Raw genomic sequence first — 18,691 nt, 5'->3', positions numbered from 1 at the left:
CTTAGGGATGTACCGAATGCTGAAGTCTCTGTTGAGGGTCAAACCGATCGAACCCGCGGGCCATGTCGATGCGGGCGAACCGGTCGAAGGCAGCCTGCGAGGCGAAGCCACGCTACAACGGACCCTCACAGCCAAGCACCTGATCATGCTCGGCATCGGCGCGGTGATCGGCGCCGGCATTTTCGTGCTGACCGGCCAGGCTGCGGCCAATCACGCCGGCCCCGCAGTGATGCTGTCGTTCGTGTTTGCCGGTATCGCCTGCGCCTTTGCGGGCCTGTGCTACGCCGAATTCGCCGCAATGATGCCGGTCTCCGGCAGCGCCTATTCGTATTCATACGCCACGCTGGGCGAAGGCATCGCCTGGTTCATCGGCTGGTGTCTGGTGCTGGAATACCTGTTCGCCGGCTCCAGTGTTGCAGTGGGCTGGTCTGCCTACCTGATCAGCTTCATCACTGGCACCCTGGGGCTGCCATTCCCCGCAGAGTTGGCGGGTGCGCCGCTTGCCTGGGACGGACATGGCTTCGTCAGTTCCGGGAATCTGGTCAACCTGCCGGCGGTGCTGATCGTCGGCGCAGTGAGCATCCTGTGCTACATCGGCGTCACCCAGTCGGCGTTTGCTAATGCGATTGTGGTAGCGATCAAGGTCGTGGTGATCTGCCTGTTCGTTGGTTTCGGCATTTCCTATATCGACCCGGCGAATTGGCACCCCTTCGTCCCGGAAAACACCGGTCCGGGCCAGTTCGGCTGGGACGGGGTGTTCCGTGCCGCGTCCATCGTGTTCTTCTCCTACATTGGCTTCGACGCGGTCTCGACCTCCGCCGGCGAAACCAAGGATCCGCAGAAGAACATGCCAATTGGCATCCTGGTGTCGCTGGCCATTTGCACCGTCATCTACATCATCGTCTGCGCGGTGTTGACTGGCTTGCTGCCCTACACCCAGTTGGGCACCGCCAAGCCGGTGGCCACCGCGCTGGAAGCCCACCCGCAACTGACCTGGCTGAAGACTGCGGTGGAAATTGGGGCAATCGCCGGTTTGTCCTCGGTGGTGCTGGTAATGCTGATGGCGCAGCCACGCATTTTCTACACCATGGCCAAGGATGGGTTGATGCCCAAGCTGTTCGGCAAGGTGCACCCGAAATTCCGTACGCCATACGTCGGCACGCTTTTCGTCGGCGTGGTTGCCGCGCTGCTGGCAGGAGTGATCCCGTTGAACGTGCTGGGCGAACTCGTCTCGATGGGCACCCTGCTCGCCTTCGCCACTGTGTGCGCCGGGGTGATGGTGCTGCGTTTCACCAAGCCCGATCTGCCGCGCCCGTTCCGGGTGCCGCTGGCGATGGTGATCTGCCCATTGGGCGCGCTGGCCTGCCTATTCCTGTTCTTCCAGGCGTTCCAGGAACACTGGAAGGTGTTTGTGGGCTGGACCGTGATTGGCCTGTGTATCTACTTCGGCTACGGCATCCACCACAGTCGCCTCGCGAAACAGGCCTAACCTTCTCTCAAGACCGGCGCGCGACGCTGGTCTTCTTGTTAAATGATCGCGCTTAGCGCCAAGCCGGAACCGCTTCATGTTCAAACAACTTTGGGCCACCAAACACCCGCACGCCAGCCATGAGGCGGCCGACGGGCTGGGCCTGCAACGCGCGCTCGGCCCCTGGGGGCTGACCGCCCTGGGCATCGGCGCAGTGATCGGCGGCGGTATTTTCGTCATCACCGGCCAGGCTGCGGCCGACCATGCCGGCCCGGCGATCATGCTCTCGTTTTTGCTTGCGGCTGTGTGCTGCGCGTTCTGCGCAATGGCCTACGCCGAATTCGCCGCGATGGTGCCTGTCTCCGGCAGCGCCTACAGCTACACCTACGCCACCTTCGGCGAGCTGGCTGCGTGGTTTATCGGCTGGATGCTGGTGCTGGAATACGGCATGTCTGCCTCGGCAGTGGCGGTGAGCTGGACCGGCTATTTCCTGAGCCTGCTCGAACACTTCGGCATCCACCTGCCGGCCGCGTTCGTCAGCGCGCCGCTCGACGGCAAGCTGCAACCCACCGGCGCGATCGCCAACCTGCCTGCGGCCAGCATCGTGCTGCTGCTGACCTGGCTCTGCTATGTCGGCATCCGCAAGTCGTCGGCGATGAATATGGCCATGGTGATCCTCAAGACCGGCCTGATTGTGCTGGTGATCGCAGTGGGCTGGAAATACGTGGACACGGCCAATTGGCACCCATTCATTCCGGCCAACGAAGGCCCCGGCAAATACGGCATGGAAGGCGTGCTGCGCGGCGCGGCGATGGTGTTCTTTGCCTATATCGGCTTCGAAGCGGTGTCGGTGGCGGCGCAGGAATCGCACCGCCCGCAACGCGATCTGCCGATCGGCATGATCCTGTCGCTGGTGATCTGCACCGTGCTCTACATCTCCATGGCGGCGGTGATGACCGGGTTGCTGCCGTATACCTTGCTCGGCACCGACGAACCGGTGGTGACCGCGGTCGCAGCGCATCCGCAGTTGGCCTGGCTGCGCGTGATCGTGGAAGTGGGTGCGTTGATCGGCTTGTCGTCGGTGGTGCTGGTGATGATCATCGGGCAGCCGCGCATCTTCATGATCATCGCGCGCGACGGGCTGCTGCCGTCGATCTTCACCCGCATCCATCCCAAGTACCGCACCCCGCATATCAATACCGTCATCACCGGTGTGGGCATCGCGCTGCTGGCAGCGGTCTTCCCGCTGGATGTGCTAGGCGAGCTGACGTCGATGGGAACGCTGATCGCCTTCGCGGCGGTCTGCGCCGGCGTGTTGATCCTGCGTCGCACCCACCCGGAACTGCCGCGTCCGTTCCGCATGCCGGCCGCCTGGTTGATTTGCAGTGCTGGCGTGTTGAGCTGTCTTGCGCTGCTGTCGGCGATGACGCTGCACAACTGGATGCTGATGGGCCTGTGGACGCTGGTGGGCCTGGTGATCTACTTCGGCTACGGCTACCGCCACAGCCGTCTGCGCGACGGCCGCTGAGCCGCCGCATGGTCTGCGGTCCGGCGCGGCAGGAAACGACCTGCTGCGCTGCACCTGCCCGTACACCGGGGGCGCAGTAGAATAGGTCCATGAATGCGACTACTGCCCCCCTGCCCTATAGCGCCGCGCGTCTGCACGAACTGGCGCACGTGCTGATCGCCAATATCCGAGAGCTGGCGCATGCCGGCTGGACACCTGCGACCAGCAGCAACTTTTCTCATCGTCTGGACGAACAGCACGCCGCCATTACCGTCTCCGGCCGCGACAAGGGTCGCTTGGTCGAAGAAGACATCATGGTGGTGGACTTCGACGGTTTGGCCGTTGGCCGCCCGTTGCGCCCGTCTGCCGAGACCCTGCTGCACACCCAGCTGTATCGCCGGTTTCCGGAGATCGGTTGCGTGCTGCATACGCACTCGCCGGTGCAGACGGTTGCCTCGCGCCTGTATGCAGGCAGCGGCGTGATCCGGCTGGAAGGCTACGAACTGCTCAAGGCATTCGAAGGCAACACCACCCATGAAACTGCGGTGGAGGTGCCGGTGTTCGCCAACACCCAGGACATGCAGGTGCTGGCCGCGCAGGTCGAAGCCTTGCTGGACAAACGGAGCATGTGGGGGTATCTCATCGAAGGACACGGTCTGTATGCCTGGGGCCGCAACATGGCCGAGGCACGTCGTCATCTGGAAGCGTTCGAATTCCTGCTGCATTGCGAACTCGAACTGCTGAAACTGCGCGGCACGCGCTGAGTATTGCCTGTCCCCCATTCGTGAGCCAGACCGCCATGAGCCGACTGCGTATCTTCGCCGACACCAATCCCGCCACACCCCAATTCGATAGCCGCGATGGCGATGCGATCGCCACCGAGTTGAAGAAGATTGGCGTGACCTTCGAACGCTGGCACGCCAGCGCGCCGGTCGAACCCGGCGCCACGCCCGAGCAGGTGATGGATGCCTACCGCGTCGACATCGACCGCATCAGCGCCGAGCGCGGCTTCAAGACCGTGGACGTGGTGAGCATCGCGCCGGACAACCCCAAGCGCGAAGAAATGCGCGCCAAGTTTCTGGACGAGCACTTCCACAAGGAAGACGAAGTGCGGTTCTTCGTCGCCGGCTCGGGCCTGTTCACGCTGCACGTGGACGCCAAGGTTTATGAGATCGAATGCGTCAAGGACGATCTGATCGCCGTGCCCGACAGCACCCTGCATTGGTTCGACATGGGGCCGGAGCCGCACTTCGTGGCGATCCGTTTCTTCACCGAGCCGGACGGCTGGGTCGGTCATTTCACCGGCACCGAAATCGCCAAACAATTCCCCCGCTACGCCCCCGAGAAACCTCACAAGGCCAGCTGACGATGACACGACCGCAAGCGATCCTCACCGATATCGAAGGTACGACCAGCAGCATTTCGTTCGTCAAGGATGTGTTGTTCCCGTATGCGCGCCGCGCCGTGCCCGCTTACGTGCGCGAGCACGGCAATCATCCGCAGGTGCGCCACTGGCTCAACCAGGTGGCCGATGAAATCGGCGAGGACGTGCCGGACGAGGTGCTGATCACCACGCTGCAGACCTGGATCGACGAGGACCGCAAGCACACCGCGCTCAAGGCCTTGCAGGGCTTGATCTGGGGCGACGGCTACAAGACTGCAGACTTCACCGCGCATATGTATGCCGATGCAGCGATCCAGCTGAAGGCGTGGCACGCGGCGGGCATTCCGCTGTACGTGTATTCGTCCGGCTCGGTGCCGGCGCAGAAGTTGTTTTTCGCACACAGCGATGCCGGCGATTTGAGCGAACTGGTGACCGACTGGTTCGATACCGAAGTGGGCTCCAAGCGGGAAGCCGCCAGTTACCGCCGGATTGCCGAGCGCATCGGTGTCCCGCCGTCGGAGATCCTGTTCCTGTCAGATGTGATCGAAGAGCTCGATGCAGCCAAGCGTACCGGGATGCGCACCGCGCTGCTGGACCGCCGGGAGGACTACCCCACCCCGCGTTCGGCCGATGATGTCGGCAGCCATCAGCGCGTGGAAAGCTTTAGCCAGCTGGTGTTTTAAGCACGCTTGGCCAGGCGACCGCGCTCCCTGTTGGTGAACGCGGTCGATGTTTGTCTAGGTTACTAAAACGTGGCGTGCAGTCGTCAGGTGGACGTGGACGGCGTGGAGAAGCCGCAGCGTACGCGTGGTGTGCGCCGCGGCGAGCGCCGACCTCGCCCGCATGACGGCTGCGTAACTGTTCGCTTAGTCGTTGTGTTAACTAATCTTGGCGCTACGTGAGCCGGTGGTACGTTGCGGCGACACACGCGTTATCTGCATCTCCCTGACGGGATGCTGGTCTGCGTTGCAATCACCGCGCGCAGCTGCTCACCCCGTCTCCCTAGCTCTCGGCGTTTTTCATGTCGCTGCATTTTCCCTTTGGACCGAGTGCCTTGTTGCGGCGATTCTCGCTGCTGATCGTTGTCGTTGCGCTGATTGCCGGCTGCCATTCGGATGCCGGAGCTGCATTGCCGGCGCAGGCCGCAGCGAGCCAGGACGCGGTGGATCCGGTCGATCAGGCCGCGCTTGCGCACGCATTGAAAGCACTGCAGCCGCAGCGCCCTGGCCTCACCGATCTATACGTGGTCGGCTTTGCTGGCGACGCCAGCGACGATGTGTTTCGCAACGAGACGCTGTACCTCAAGCAGCTGTTCGAGCAGCGTTTCGATGCGCGTGGGCGCGTGGTCACCTTGGTCAACAACCCGGACAACCTGGGCGAGCATCCGTACGCGCCGTTGGCGACCTACGACAATCTGTACGACACGCTGGCTGCGATCGGCAAGCGCATGGATCGCAAGGAAGATGCGCTGCTGCTGTTCGTCACCACCCACGGTACCGAAGACCACAACCTGTACGTGCAGGTGGACGCCAAAGAAGAGGATTTCATCAGCCCGCAGGATCTGCGTGCGGCGCTGGACGATGCAGGCATCGACAAGCGCATCATCGTGTTGTCGGCCTGCTATTCGGGCGGCTTTATTCCCGCGCTGCGCTCGCCGCAGACGTTGATCCTCACCGCCGCGCGTGCCGACCGGCCCTCGTTTGGCTGCGGCAACACGTCCAACGCCACCTACTTCGGGCAGGCGTGGTTGATCGATGCGATGAACCAGAGCGACGACCCGCTGGCCGCATTCGAAATCGCCAAAGCCGCCATCACCGCACGCGAGCAACAGGAAGGCGAGTTGCCGTCGTTGCCGCAGCAGTCGCTGGGCAAACGCATCGCGCCGGTACTGGCACGTTGGCGCGCGGGCGTGCATCTCGGGCCGGCGGTTGCGTACCCGTATCCGCCTGTGGACGTGGATGCTGACGCTGACCCGGACGTCGATTCAGTCACCCAACCGACCGATGCAGCGGTAGATGATGCGAAGCGCTCAAAGGCAGCGGAAGCAGAGAGCTCGCCGTCCAGGCCGCCACGCGTGCCTGCCGCATCCACTCGATAACCACAGTGAATTTCTGCGACTAATTCTCATTTCGTCAACATCGGCGCGGTATCGCTAGACTCGCCCGGCCAGCCAGCAACTCGCCAGCCAGCACCGATCTTCGCCAGCGCGCCAACGCCTGCCAGCCCGGATCCCAAAACGCCTCCCTTGTGGAGGCGTTTGTGTGTGTGGCGATCGGGAGGAAGCGTCGCATCCGACGTAATGCGTTAACGCTGCGAGGCCGCAGCAACGCATCAGCCCGTGCTGGATATCACCAAGACACGGCCCACTGCCGCTGCAACAAGAGCGGCTACAACGTAACGAGCAATCGTTTGGCGTGCTCTAGATTCTCATTGGCGCGAGGTGCCCGAGGGGTTGGATGATGTCAGCATTGCGTGCACCCTTATCCGCCCCTTCACGGCAGCTTCTTCCGGTGGAAGAAGGGCATTAGGCGACCATCGCTGTTATGTGCCTTACGGCTCAGCAGTTTGCAGGCGATATACCTTGCTAGCGTTGTACTGCCCGGTCGGCAGAGTCGCACGCACCTCGACGGTGTGCTCGCCCACTGCCAGGGTGGTCGGCAATGCGCCGCGCCAGAGATGCGTCGACGGCGTGGCCTCCGGCGAGCGATCGTAACCGCGCAGCGCATCGGCCGCATCGTCGCGCACGTTCTCTGCCAGCACGCGCGGATCGGCGCGCTCTACGCGCTTCATCGGCTGCCAGGCGCCGTTGTCGATGCGCATCTCAACGACGGTGTCGGCCTGGCCCATGAACACATTGGCGTAGATGCCCCACGCCGCATACGCACCTTTGCGCAGCACCTTGGGCGCATGCAGCAGCAACTGCGCATCATCGGCCGCGCGCGCGGCGTGATAGGCCAGCGTGTAGTCGCCGCTGGGGGCAACCTGCAGCACCGCATAGCCATTGGGAGTGCCGTCGCTCATGGTCGCATCCGGAATGCCGTCGGCGTCCTTGGCACCCGACCAGAACGCACCGCAAGCCGCGCCCACGTTGTATTCGTGCAGCGGGCGTGCGCCCTGCCAGCCTTCGTCCGCACCATGCTCCACCTGGCGCTGGGTATGGCTATGGCCACTGAGCACCAACACATGCGGAAACTCTTTCAGCAATGCGAACAGGCGGCGGCGATCGACGTGCCGAAAGGTTTCCTGCCCCGGCACTGCATCGAACAGGTGGATATGCATGCCCAGCACCAATAGCCGGTCGCGTGGCAGCTGCGCCAGATAATTCTGCAGGAACGCGAATTGATCATCGCGCAGGCCACCGATATAGGCCTGTTTACCGCCGGGCGTGTAGATCACATCGTCCAGAAACACGAAGCTGGCGTTGGCTTCTTCCACCGCGTAGGTATCGGGGCCGTAAACCGCGTGCCAGCTGTCGAGCGACTGCGCATCGTCGTGCGCGTCCAGGTTGAGATCGTGATTGCCCGGCACATGGAACCACGGCACGCCCAGCTGCATGGTGACCTTGTTCAAGGCCGGATACAGGCTCAGATCGTCGCTGACAATATCGCCCAGCGTCGTGCCCAGCCGCGCCGTGGTCTTGCCGATGATCGGTGCCACAATATCGCGCTGGTAGTAGCCAACGTCGGCAAGGCTGGCGGTCTGGCTGTCGGCAAACACCAGCATCTGAAAACCATCGGCCGCGATGCTGGCGCGCGGCGTCAACGCGAAATCCCAGTTACCCGTGCTGCGGCCGGTTGCTGCAATAGCGGGGTATTTGTGTTTTGCAGAACCGCTGGGTTCGTAGTGGCGCCAAAACGCCGGCAAGCCGTCGGCGGCTGGCACAAAGCGGCGGTCGCCCGGTTTGATCACGAATACCGTCTGCCCATCGCGCACCGGCAGGCGGTAGCGGCCCTGCGCATCGGTGCGCACGATTTGCTCGCCATTTGAGACAGCCACATCGGCAATGCCCGGCTCATCGGCGCTGCGGCCGTCGCGCCCGTCGCGCTCTTCATAGACGACGCCATCGACCGTGGTGTCGCGCGCGTATGCGCTTCCCGCGAGCAGGCCCAGTGCCAACAAAACGAAGCGAGGTTGCATGCATTTTCCCGCGCGAAGACCAGCGGAAATTGTACATGCCATCGCGACGCGCACAGCGCGCGTACGAAGGTCGGAAGACATGGCGACACACATCCGTACGATCGCACCCGGGCGCGACGGGCATTATTGGGAACGCCCCGGCTCGCCCAGGTGCGCTCCTATACGACCCAGTTACTTGTGCCGCGATTCCAGCAACGCGACCGCATCGCCAAGACCCAGCCCACGTGCGTGCAGCAGCACGATCAGGTGATACAGCAGATCGGCCGATTCGCCGAGCAAATCGTCATCGCCCTGCACTACACCAGCCAGCGCTGTTTCCACTCCCTCCTCGCCCACCTTCTGCGCGATGCGGCGAATGCCTTGCTCGAACAGCTTGGTGGTATAGCTACCGTGCGGGCGTTCGCGCTCGCGCTCGGCCACCAACGCATCCAGGCTACCCAGGAACTGCCCGGGCGCACTGGCAAAACAGCTGGTGCGGCCCAGATGACAGGTCGGCCCATGCGGGCGCGCCTGCACCAGCAGTGTGTCGGCATCGCAATCAGTCTCGATCGACACCACGCGCAACACGTTTCCCGAGCTCTCGCCCTTGGTCCACAAGCGCTGCTTGCTGCGGCTGAAAAAGGTGACGTCGCCGCGCTGCTGGGTCACTGCCAACGCTTCGGCATTCATGTAGCCCAGCATCAGCACGCGCAGGTTGTCGGCGTCCTGAACGATCACCGGCAACAGGCCCTCGCCCTTGCTCCAATCCAGCGCAGCGAGCGCGTCGCCCGTTGCCACTTCGTTACTGCCCATCGCGTACCTCGATCTGTTGCGCGCGCAAGAATTGCTTGAGTTCCGGAATCGGAATCGCACCGCTATGAAATACGCTGGCCGCCAGTGCGCCATCCACATCGGCCTGGTCGAACACATCGGCAAAGTGCTGCATCTCGCCAGCACCGCCGGAAGCGATCAACGGCACGCGGCATAACGCGCGCACCTGCCGCAGCTGAGCGATGTCGTATCCGCGGCGCACGCCGTCGTTGTCCATGCAATTGAGCACGATTTCGCCTGCGCCCAGCCGCTGCGCTTCGGCCACCCAATCCAGCGTGCGCATCGGCAGCGCCTGGGTCTTGCTCGGATCGCCGGTGTAGCGGCGCACGCGCCACTCGCCATCGTCCTCGCGAATCGAATCGATGCCGACCACCACGCATTGCACGCCGAAGGCATCGGCCAGTTCGGAGATCAATTGCGGGCGGCCCAACGCGGGCGAGTTGATCGATATCTTGTCGGCACCGGCGTGTAGCACCGCACGCGCCGTTTCCATATCGCCAATACCTCCGGCGACACAGAACGGGATATCGATCAAGCGCGCCACCCGTTCGACCCAGGTGTAGTCGACCGAACGCCCCTCAGGGCTGGCGCCAATGTCGTAGAACACCAGTTCGTCGGCGCCCTGCGCGCGGTAGCGCAATGCCAGCTCGACGATATCGCCCATGTCGATGTGGTCGCGGAACTTGACTCCCTTGACCACGCGGCCGTCGCGCACGTCCAGGCACGGAATGATGCGACGGCTCAGCATGCCAGTGCCTGGTTAAGATTCAGATGCCCTTCGAGCAATGCCTTGCCGAGCACGATGCCGGCGCAACCTGCGGTCTTGGCAGCGGCGACATCGGCCAGACTGCGCGCGCCACCGGAGACCTGCACCTGCAGCTGCGGCGTCAGCGAACGCAAGTGCCTGTACAGCGCCATGTTGGGGCCGGACAACATGCCATCGCGGGCAATGTCGGTGCAGAGAAGATGTTGCAGACCGGCCTGCGCGTAACGCACCGCCAACTGGTCCAACGTGGCGTCTGCGGTTTCGGTCCAGCCATGCACTGGCAACTGCCAGATGCCAGATGCATCCTGGCGCGTGTCTAGTGCAATCGTCAGGCGATCCGCACCAAATTCCCGCAGCCAACCAATCACCCTCTCGCTGTCGCGTACCGCCAACGAGCCGATCACCACGCGTGCGGCGCCCGCACCCAGAATGCGCGCTACATCATCGCGCGACCGCACACCACCGCCGGTCTGCACCTGCAAGCCGGTGGTGCGCGCAATCTCGCCAAGTGTGGTGGCCAGTGTGTAGCCGCCCGCTTTCGCCGCATCCAGATCGACCAGATGCATCCACTGTGCGCCGGCATCCGCAAACGCCTGCGCGCGCGGCAGCACGTCGTCGCCGTACTGCGTTTCGCGTGCGTAATCGCCTTGCAGCAGGCGCACCACGCGGCCGTTACGGATATCCAGCGCCGGGTAAACCGTGAAACTCATGGGAAGCTCATCTCAAGAAAATTGCGCAGGATGCGTGCACCCGTGTCGGCAGAGCGCTCAGGGTGGAATTGCGCGCCGCAGCGCAGGCCGTTCTGCACAACGGCAGTGAACAACCCGCCGTGATCGCAGGCGGCTACCGTGTCGGGCGTGACCGGCGCAGCGTAGCCATGCACGAAGTAGGCACTGGCGCGCTCCAGCAGGCCAGCCAGCAATGCGGATTCGCGCATCGTCACCAGCTGATTCCAGCCCATATGCGGCACCCGAATGCCAAGCGCGGGCGTCATGTGGCGCACGATGCCCGACAGCAGACCCAGACACTCGACATCGCCTTCTTCGGAATGTTCGAACAATAACTGCATCCCTAAGCAGATACCGATCAACGGCACCTGCAGCTCGCGCAACGGCTCGACCAAGCCCTGCGCGCGTAAACGCGACATCGCCTCTGGCGCAGCGCCAACACCGGGTAGTATCACCCGCTGCGCGCCCTGCAAGCCGGCCGCATCACGCACCACGCGTGCCTCAACGCCCAACCGTTCCAATGCATAGCGCACCGAGCCCAGATTGGCGCCGCCGGCATCGATCAGCGCAACATCGGTCATAGCGTGCCCTTGGTCGTGGGCAACGCGGTGCCCTCGCGGCGAATCGCTTGACGCAATGCACGCGCCAACGCCTTGAAGCAGGCCTCCACCTTGTGGTGATCGTTCTCGCCGCGCACGCTCAGATGCAGATTCAGGCCCGACGCATCGCAGATCGAGCGGAAGAAATGCGGCACCAGTTCGGTGGGCATGTCCCCAACGCGCTCGCGCTTGAAGTCGCCATCGAAGACGAAATACGGCCGGCCGCTGAAGTCCAGCGCAGCACTGGCGATGGTTTCGTCCATCGGCAACGTGAAGCCATGCTGCGCCGTGTCGCCGGCAACCTGCCACGGGCTGCTTTCCGGATCGAACCCGTAGCGACCGATACCGCGCTTGTCGCCCAGCGCTTCGCGCAACGCCTGACCTAGGGCCAAGCCGGTGTCTTCGATGGTGTGGTGCTCATCGATATGCAGATCGCCTTCGGCACGGATGTCCAGCGCAAAACCGCCATGCTTGCCGATCTGTTCCAGCATGTGGTCGAAGAACGGCAGGCCGGTGGCGGTTTTGGGCTCGGCGATACGATCCAGATCCAGTTCGACGCGGATCCTGGTTTCCTTGGTGTTGCGCTGGACTACCGCGCGGCGTGGCGCATCGGCCAGCTCGTGGGCGATGCCGGGCCAGTCCCACTCGCCGCCGAACTCGTCTGTGCGCAGTTGAAAACCGCGGATATTGAGGTTCTGCGCGAACTGGATGTCGGTCATGCGGTCGCCGACCATCGCTGAGCGCGCCCAGTCGATAGTGCGGTCCTGTAGATACGGCACCATCAAGCCGACGCCGGGCTTGCGCGTGGGTGCGTTGTCGGATGGCCAGCTGCAATCGATCAGCACTTCGCGGAATTCGATGCCCTGGCTGGCGAAGATCTGCAGCATAAGGTTATTCGGGCCGTCGAAGGAGGCGCGTGGGAAGCTCTCGCTGCCCAGCCCATCCTGGTTGCTGACGATGACGAACTGGTAGCCGGCATCACGCAGCTTGAGCATCGCCGGAATCACGTGATCGACGAAGCGTAGTTTCTCGTACGCATCGATCTGGTAGTCGGCCGGCTCGGTGATCAGCGTGCCATCACGGTCGACGAAGAGAATCGGGGTCATGCGGCGGCCTCCTGTGTGCGTTGCAGCGCGCTCAGTACGCGCTCGTTCTGTTCATGTGTGCCCAAGGTGATGCGCAAGGCGTCGGACAAGCGCGGCACTGCGCGTTGATCGCGCACCACCACACCGGCCTCCAGCAATGCCTGGAAGGCTGCTTCGGCATCGTCGAAACGCACCAGCAGGAAGTTGCCTTGCGAGCGATAGACCTGTCGCACACCGGTCAGCTGCACAAGCGCCTTGTGCACGCGCTCGCGTTCACTGCGTACCTCGGCGATACGCCGGCGGGTCACCTCCAGCGCTGGCGCAGACAACGCCTGCTCGGCCATCGCCGCGCAGGGCGTCGGCACCGGATACGGCGCTTGGCAGCGGCGCAGCAAGGCAATCAGCTCAGCATTGGCAATCAGCGTGCCGATACGCGCAGCCGCCAAGGCATGCGCCTTGGAAAGCGTGCGCAGCACAGCGAGATTGTCGTAACGCGCCAGCAGACCGACTGCCGACGGCACATCAGAAAATTCACCGTAAGCCTCGTCCACCACCACCAGCGCCTTGCCCTGCAATGCCTGCAGCGCGTGTTCGATCTGGTCTAGTGCGATCGTCGAACCGGCTGGATTAGACGGCGAGCACAGGAACACCAGCTTGGCGTTCGACGCCAAGGCCGCTGCCACAATTGCCGGGATGTCCGCGTGGAAACCGTCAGGCCCATCGACCAGCGGCACCTCCACCAGTGGCGCATTCTGCAGCCGCGCGCACACAGCGTACATGCCGAATACCGGCGGCGTGACCAGCACCGCGTCGCGCTCTGGCACGCACAGGCCACGCACCAGCAAATCGATCGCCTCGTCACTGCCGCGGCCAATCAGCAGCTGCTCCGGCGCGCAGCCGTACAGCGCCGCCAGCGCACTGCGCAGGCCCTTGGGTTGCGGGTCGGGATAGCGCCGTGTGCTGGCGCTTGGATCGGCCGGATTGCCCCACGCCGACTCGTTGGCGTTGAGCCACACATCGCCCTTTAATGCGCTGGTGCGCGCCGACGCATACCCCGCGAATGCGCGCAGATCTTCGCGTACCAGATCCAGAATCGATGACGTGCTCATGCTGCCACTCCCATGCGCAGCGCCACTGCATTGGCGTGTGCGTCTAGCCCTTCTGCCCGCGCAAGAATCAACGCGCATTCGCCGATGCCATCGATGCCGGCCTTGCTGGCCGCCTGCACGCTCACCATGTTCTGGAAACTGGCCACGCTGACACCGCTGTACGCGCGCGCCGCACCGCTGGTCGGCAACACGTGGTTGGTGCCGCTGCAGTAATCGCCGAGTGCTTCCGGCGTGTAATCGCCGAGAAATACCGAGCCTGCCGCTTCCACCTGGGCTAGCCACGCGCGCGGTTCGCGCAGCGCAAGAATCAGGTGCTCGGGTGCATAGCGGTTGCTGATCGCAAACGCTTTATCCAGCGTCTGCACCTTGATCAAGCGCGATTGCGCCAGCGCCTGGCGCGCGATGTCGGCACGCGACAGTTGCGCCAGCTGTACCTCCAATTGCACCTGCACGGCATCGATCAACGCATCGCTGTCGGAAAGCAACAACACCTGCGAATCTGGGCCGTGTTCGGCCTGCGACAGCAGGTCGGCAGCGACGAAAGACGGTTGCGCGCCAGCATCGGCAATCACCAAGACTTCCGACGGGCCGGCCGGCATGTCGATCGCCGCAGCCCCGGATTGCGCCACCTGCTGCTTGGCTTCGGTGACATAACTATTGCCCGGGCCAAACAGCTTGTCGCAGCTCGGCACCGATTCAGTGCCATATGCCATCGCCGCAATCGCCTGCGCGCCGCCGAGCTTGAACACACGGCGCACGCCGGTGAGCTGCGCGGCCACCAGCACTGCCGGATCCACGCTGCCGTCTTTGCGCGGCGGCGTGCACAACACCACCTCGCGACAACCGGCCAGGCGCGCCGGCACGCCGAGCATCAATGCAGTGGACGGCAGCGGCGCGCTGCCGGCCGGCACGTATAATCCGACACGACCGATCGGGCGCACGATCTTTTCGCACACCACGCCCGGTGCGGTCTCCACCGCATAACCTTCACTCATGCCGGCGCGGTGGAAGGTGTCGATGCGTGCCACCGCATCCTGCATGGCCTGGCGCAATTCCGGCGCCACGGCGACTTCGGCGGCGGCGAAGTCGGCTTCGCTCACGGCGAAGCTCTCCAGCGACACGCCATCGAAGCGCGCAGTGATCTCGCGCAACGCCGCATCGCCGCGCGTGCGTACGTCGGCAATCAACGCGGCGACCGCATCGCGCGTTTGTGCGGCCACGGTCTGCACCGGGCGGGTCAACGCGTCGGTCCGAGCGGCGCTGTCGAGTTGGGACCAATCGAGAATTTTCATGCCAGCGAGCGCTCCACCGTCAACACCATCAGGCCTTGCGCACCTGCGCGTTCGAGTTCTTCCAAGCGTTGCCAGGTCACCGCGCCGTGGCACATCGTCTGCAAACGCAACGCGCCATTGCCATCGTCGGGCAGTTGCACCAGCGGGTCGGCATCCGGCAGCAGGCGCCGCAACGCATCTACATCGTCCTGTTCGGCGCGGAACATCAGCAGCTTGCTGTCGCGCAGCTTGAGCACGCCGTCCATGCGCCGCAGCAGCATTGCCAGCAGGCCGGCGCGCGCATCGGCCGGCGCGCGCACTGCGCCGGCCAGCACCGCTTCGCTTTCCATCACCAGTTCAACCGGCTTGAGCTGGTTGGCGGCCAAGGTGGCGCCGCTGGAAACCAGATCGCAGATCAGATCGGCGGTGCCCAGGCGCGGTGCGATCTCCACCGAACCGGACAACTCCACCACCGCCGCATCGATGCCCTGGCGCTCCAGCCAATCGGCCAGGATCGCCGGGTAGCTGGTGGCGATGCGCTTGCCGGCCAGTTGCGCCACGCCCTGCCAGTCCCATTCTTCCGGCACTGCCAGCATCAGGCGGCATTGACCGAAGCCAACTCCACGCAGCGCGTGATAGGCGGCTGGCAAGCCATTGCGGCGGCGCTCTGCAGCCTGCTCTTCCAGTTCGTTCTGGCCGACGATACCCAGGTCGCAAACGCCATCGGCGATCAGGCCGGGGATGTCGTCGTCGCGCACCAGCAGCAGGTCCACCGGCAACGATTCGCCGTAGCAGAACAGCTTGTCGCGGCTCTGCCGCCAGCTCAGCCCACAGGCGGCCAGCAGGCTGCGCGCTGGCTCGGCCAGACGGCCGCTCTTCTGGATGGCGATACGCAACCGGTCACGTGCCGGCGCTGCCGTGGAAGCACTCATCTTGTTCTCTCAGTTGGGATTCGTCAGGGCGCGAAGACTGCTCGCGCAGGGCCGTGGCGTAGCCGCCGGCACCGTGGTCCAGGGTGCGCGCAACGCGCCCGATGGTGGTCACGCTGACCTGGGTCAGCTCGTGAATTTCGCGATACGGCACGCCCTTGACCAGCAGCGGCACCACCCGCCAGCGGTCGGCCATGGCTTCCAGCTCGGCGGGCGTACACAGGTCGCGCAGAAACGCCTCGACCGCGCCGGGCGCGTTGAGGCGAGCCAGCGCATCGGCCAGCATCGTGAGCGAGGCGGTAACGTCGGTACTTTCGCGGGGGGCAGTTCGTTGTTTCATTGCGTTAATGTAATAGCGTGTTAGTACATTAGCGCAACGGCGGCGAGGAGACAAGTTGACCGAACCGAAGCATTCATACGGTGACTGTTTGCGCGCGTGCCATTACGAAAACGCCCACTGACATCCAGATGTCAGTGGGCGCGCTGTGCGCGGCGGCGCGTGGCTAGCGGCGGCAGATGATCGCCAGACCTGCAGGCGCCTTCGGCCTGCGGCGTCAATCGCCCTTGGGTGCCCCGGCCACCAGCATCGCCTTGGCCTGTTCCAACTCCACCTGCAAGGTACTCGCCAGCTCGTCGCGAGCGACGTCGAACTGCTGCTCGCGTACCAAGTCCTTCACCGCCACCACGCCGCGCGCCAGTTCGTCGTCGCCGGCCAGCACCACGAAGCGGATGCCCGCGCGGGCAGCGTACTGGAACTGCTTACCGACCTTCTTCGGCTCCATCTGCACTTCGGTGTTGATGCCGCCGATGCGCAGCCGGCGCGCGATATCCAGCGCATCGTCCAGGCGGGTCTCGTCCATCAGCGCCACCATCGCCTGCACGCTGCTTTCGGCAATGCCCTGGATCAGGCCGGCCTCGCGCAGCTGCCAGAACAGCCGGGTCAGGCCGATCGAGATGCCCACGCCGGGCAATTTGGACTTGGTGTAGTGGCTGGCCAGGCTCTCGTAACGGCCGCCCGAGCAGATCGAGCCGATCTGCGGGTGGTCGGTCAGCGTGGTCTCATAGACGGTGCCGGTGTAGTAATCCAGCCCGCGCGCGATGGAGAAATTCAGGCAGTACGCGCTCTCCGGCACGCCCAGCGCCTTGACCAGCTCCAGTACTTCGCGCAACTCGGCGATGCCCTCGCCCAGCGTCGCGCTGGCGCCGACAGACGCTTCCAACGCCTGCAACTGCGCCAGCGCATCGGCATGCCCCTCAGAGCGCACCGCCACGAAGGCGAGAATCTTGGCCACCTGCTCGGCAGCAATGCCGAAGCCCTCGCCCACCAGCGTGTCGCGCACATAATCGGCGCCGCGCTTGTCGATCTTGTCGACTTCGCGCAGCACGGCCAGCTGCAATTCGCCTTCGGCCACGCCCAGGCTTTCGAAAAAGCCGCGCAGCAACTTGCGGTTGTTCAACTGCACCTTGAAGTCGCCGATGCCTAACTCCGCGAACACGGCATGGATCACCGCCAGCACTTCGGCGTCGTAACGGATGCTCAGTGCATCCTTGCCGATGACGTCGATGTCGCACTGGTAGAACTCGCGGAAGCGCCCACGCTGCGCGCGCTCGCCACGATACACGCGCTGCATCTGGTAGCGACGGAACGGGAAGCTCAAATCGTGCTCGTGCTCGGCGACGTAGCGCGCCAGCGGAACCGTCAGGTCGAAGCGCAGTGCGAGCTCGGGCAGGCCACCGTTCTCGGCGCCCTCATCGGCGGCCGCAGCAGCATTGGCCAGCGCACCGGTGGACTGCACGAAATACACCTGGCGCTCTGTCTCGCCGCCGGATTTGGTCAGCAGCACATCCGATAGCTCGAACACCGGAGTTTCAATCGGCAGGAACCCGAACCGCTCGTAGTTGCGGCGGATGACGTCCAGCATGCGCTGGAACGCGATCTGCTCACGCGGCAGCAATTCCATGATGCCGGGCGGCGTACGGGGCTTGATCACGAGCGAAACTCCTGCAGGGCAATGTGGCGAACGCACAATTCTACCGGCTGCCGGCCGCACTGACCGCATGGCGTATCATTCAATGCGTCCCACCAGTGCGTGGCCCATGTACCGGCAGCTTTCCGACCCCAGCGTGACCTGCCCTGCGCCCGGCGCGGCATCCGCCAGGGGCACGCCAAGCTCCGATTGCGCGCTGTGCGCGGTGCGCGGCCGGGCTATTTGCGCTGCGCTGTCGACGCAGGAAATGGACGCGCTGGATCAGGTCACCCACACGGCGGCCTACACGCCTGGTAGCAGCCTGGTGCGTGCGGGCGAGACCCGGCACAACGTCTATACCGTGACCTCCGGCGCGTTGCGCATGGTGCGCACGCTGGCCGACGGACGCCGCCAGATCACCGGCTTCGTGTTGCCCGGCGGCTACGTCGGCCTCACTGAAACCGCGCAGCACCGCCACGATATCGAAGCCATCGTCGACAGCCGCGTGTGCCGCACGCCGATGGCGCAAATGCGCCAGCTGCGCGAGCGCTACCCGCAACTGGAACGCAAGCTACTGCAACGGGCCAGCATGGAATTGGCCGCCGCCCAGGACACCGGCCTGCTGCTGGCACGCCTGCAACCCAGCGAACGGCTGGCGCATTTCCTGCTGCGGCTTGCCACCCGCTCCACCCAGCCTGGCGCCAGCGGCGACACCGTGGCGCTGCCGATGAGCCGCAGCGATATCGCCGACCATCTGGGGCTGACCGTGGAAACAGTGAGCCGCACTTTCACCAAACTGCGGCAACAGCAGCTGATTGCGCTGCCGCAACTGCACCTGGTGCAGATCCTGGCTTACGCCGCTTTACGCAGACTGGCCGGCGATATGGTGTGAGGTTTGGCAGTTGATTGGTGGATTGATTGATGCGTCACT

General features: G+C 64.2%; 18 protein-coding genes and 1 other RNA gene. 7 read left to right on the top strand and 12 right to left on the bottom strand.

Going from position 1 to position 18,691, the window contains the following annotated elements; all coding sequences use genetic code 11:
* Positions 1–16 precede the first annotated feature (16 nt).
* The 5 genes from NX05_RS19315 to mtnC all read left to right on the top strand — a co-directional run bounded on the left by NX05_RS19315 (position 17) and on the right by mtnC (position 5,042).
* Positions 17–1,489, top strand: a complete 1,473-nt coding sequence (locus NX05_RS19315) for an amino acid permease (protein WP_039435205.1) — start codon at positions 17–19, stop codon at positions 1,487–1,489.
* A 76-nt stretch (positions 1,490–1,565) separates the two neighbouring features.
* Positions 1,566–2,996, top strand: coding sequence for an amino acid permease (locus NX05_RS19310; protein ID WP_039435208.1), 1,431 nt, complete (start codon positions 1,566–1,568; stop codon positions 2,994–2,996).
* 89 nt (positions 2,997–3,085) lie between these two features.
* On the top strand, positions 3,086–3,739 hold the full coding sequence (locus NX05_RS19305) for a methylthioribulose 1-phosphate dehydratase (RefSeq protein WP_010367148.1): 654 nt from the start codon (positions 3,086–3,088) through the stop codon (positions 3,737–3,739).
* Between the two features lie 35 nt (positions 3,740–3,774).
* Positions 3,775–4,341, top strand: coding sequence for a 1,2-dihydroxy-3-keto-5-methylthiopentene dioxygenase (locus NX05_RS19300; RefSeq protein ID WP_039435211.1), 567 nt, complete (start codon positions 3,775–3,777; stop codon positions 4,339–4,341).
* A gap of 2 nt (positions 4,342–4,343) precedes the next feature.
* Positions 4,344–5,042, top strand: a complete 699-nt coding sequence (gene mtnC / locus NX05_RS19295; protein WP_039435213.1) for an acireductone synthase — start codon at positions 4,344–4,346, stop codon at positions 5,040–5,042.
* Positions 5,043–5,099: 57 nt separating this feature from the next.
* On the opposite strand, the gene NX05_RS23240 is transcribed toward mtnC, so the two are convergent.
* A non-coding RNA gene (locus NX05_RS23240) (sX9 sRNA) lies at positions 5,100–5,175 on the bottom strand.
* Between the two features lie 205 nt (positions 5,176–5,380).
* On the opposite strand from NX05_RS23240, the gene NX05_RS19290 reads away from it, so the two are divergent.
* Entirely contained in the window at positions 5,381–6,457 is a 1,077-nt protein-coding gene (locus NX05_RS19290; protein WP_039435216.1) for a C13 family peptidase, read from the top strand.
* Between the two features lie 452 nt (positions 6,458–6,909).
* Here NX05_RS19290 and NX05_RS19285 read toward each other — a convergent pair whose 3' ends face one another.
* The 11 genes from NX05_RS19285 to hisS form a co-directional block, all read right to left on the bottom strand.
* The gene (locus tag NX05_RS19285; protein WP_039435219.1) at positions 6,910–8,496 is read right to left on the bottom strand and encodes a calcineurin-like phosphoesterase C-terminal domain-containing protein; all 1,587 of its coding nucleotides are present in this window, start codon (positions 8,494–8,496) and stop codon (positions 6,910–6,912) included.
* 171 nt (positions 8,497–8,667) lie between these two features.
* A complete protein-coding gene (gene hisIE / locus NX05_RS19280; protein WP_039435220.1) occupies positions 8,668–9,288 on the bottom strand; it encodes a bifunctional phosphoribosyl-AMP cyclohydrolase/phosphoribosyl-ATP diphosphatase HisIE in 621 nt (206 codons plus the stop codon).
* Positions 9,278–10,054: an imidazole glycerol phosphate synthase subunit HisF gene (gene hisF, locus NX05_RS19275; protein ID WP_039435223.1), complete on the bottom strand. Its 777-nt coding sequence runs from the start codon at positions 10,052–10,054 to the stop codon at positions 9,278–9,280. The genes hisIE and hisF overlap by 11 nt, the downstream gene beginning before the upstream one ends.
* Positions 10,048–10,782: a 1-(5-phosphoribosyl)-5-[(5-phosphoribosylamino)methylideneamino]imidazole-4-carboxamide isomerase gene (gene hisA / locus NX05_RS19270; RefSeq protein ID WP_039435226.1), complete on the bottom strand. Its 735-nt coding sequence runs from the start codon at positions 10,780–10,782 to the stop codon at positions 10,048–10,050. The genes hisF and hisA overlap by 7 nt, the downstream gene beginning before the upstream one ends.
* Positions 10,779–11,381 (bottom strand): imidazole glycerol phosphate synthase subunit HisH, encoded by a 603-nt coding sequence (hisH, locus tag NX05_RS19265; RefSeq protein WP_039435229.1) that lies wholly within the window; start codon positions 11,379–11,381, stop codon positions 10,779–10,781. Before hisH ends, hisA begins: the two co-directional genes overlap by 4 nt.
* The gene (gene hisB / locus NX05_RS19260) at positions 11,378–12,505 is read right to left on the bottom strand and encodes a bifunctional histidinol-phosphatase/imidazoleglycerol-phosphate dehydratase HisB (RefSeq protein ID WP_039435232.1); all 1,128 of its coding nucleotides are present in this window, start codon (positions 12,503–12,505) and stop codon (positions 11,378–11,380) included. The genes hisH and hisB overlap by 4 nt, the downstream gene beginning before the upstream one ends.
* Complete coding sequence (gene hisC / locus NX05_RS19255; RefSeq protein ID WP_039435235.1) at positions 12,502–13,593, bottom strand: histidinol-phosphate transaminase; 1,092 nt, start codon at positions 13,591–13,593, stop codon at positions 12,502–12,504. The genes hisB and hisC overlap by 4 nt, the downstream gene beginning before the upstream one ends.
* Entirely contained in the window at positions 13,590–14,885 is a 1,296-nt protein-coding gene (gene hisD, locus NX05_RS19250; protein WP_039435238.1) for a histidinol dehydrogenase, read from the bottom strand. Before hisD ends, hisC begins: the two co-directional genes overlap by 4 nt.
* Positions 14,882–15,796 (bottom strand): ATP phosphoribosyltransferase, encoded by a 915-nt coding sequence (hisG, locus tag NX05_RS19245; protein ID WP_017113117.1) that lies wholly within the window; start codon positions 15,794–15,796, stop codon positions 14,882–14,884. The genes hisD and hisG overlap by 4 nt, the downstream gene beginning before the upstream one ends.
* Complete coding sequence (locus NX05_RS19240) at positions 15,765–16,133, bottom strand: YerC/YecD family TrpR-related protein (protein WP_052239634.1); 369 nt, start codon at positions 16,131–16,133, stop codon at positions 15,765–15,767. The genes hisG and NX05_RS19240 overlap by 32 nt, the downstream gene beginning before the upstream one ends.
* 214 nt (positions 16,134–16,347) lie before the next feature.
* A complete protein-coding gene (gene hisS, locus NX05_RS19235) occupies positions 16,348–17,784 on the bottom strand; it encodes a histidine--tRNA ligase (protein ID WP_039435241.1) in 1,437 nt (478 codons plus the stop codon).
* 202 nt (positions 17,785–17,986) lie between these two features.
* On the opposite strand from hisS, the gene NX05_RS19230 reads away from it, so the two are divergent.
* On the top strand, positions 17,987–18,652 hold the full coding sequence (locus tag NX05_RS19230; RefSeq protein WP_173568307.1) for a Crp/Fnr family transcriptional regulator: 666 nt from the start codon (positions 17,987–17,989) through the stop codon (positions 18,650–18,652).
* Positions 18,653–18,691: the final 39 nt, after the last annotated feature.

It is taken from the genome of Xanthomonas vasicola (genome assembly GCF_000772705.2).
Lineage (GTDB): Bacteria > Pseudomonadota > Gammaproteobacteria > Xanthomonadales > Xanthomonadaceae > Xanthomonas > Xanthomonas vasicola.
The sequence above is the reverse complement of the archived record's forward strand: the minus strand, read 5'-3'. Positions and strand labels throughout refer to the sequence as shown.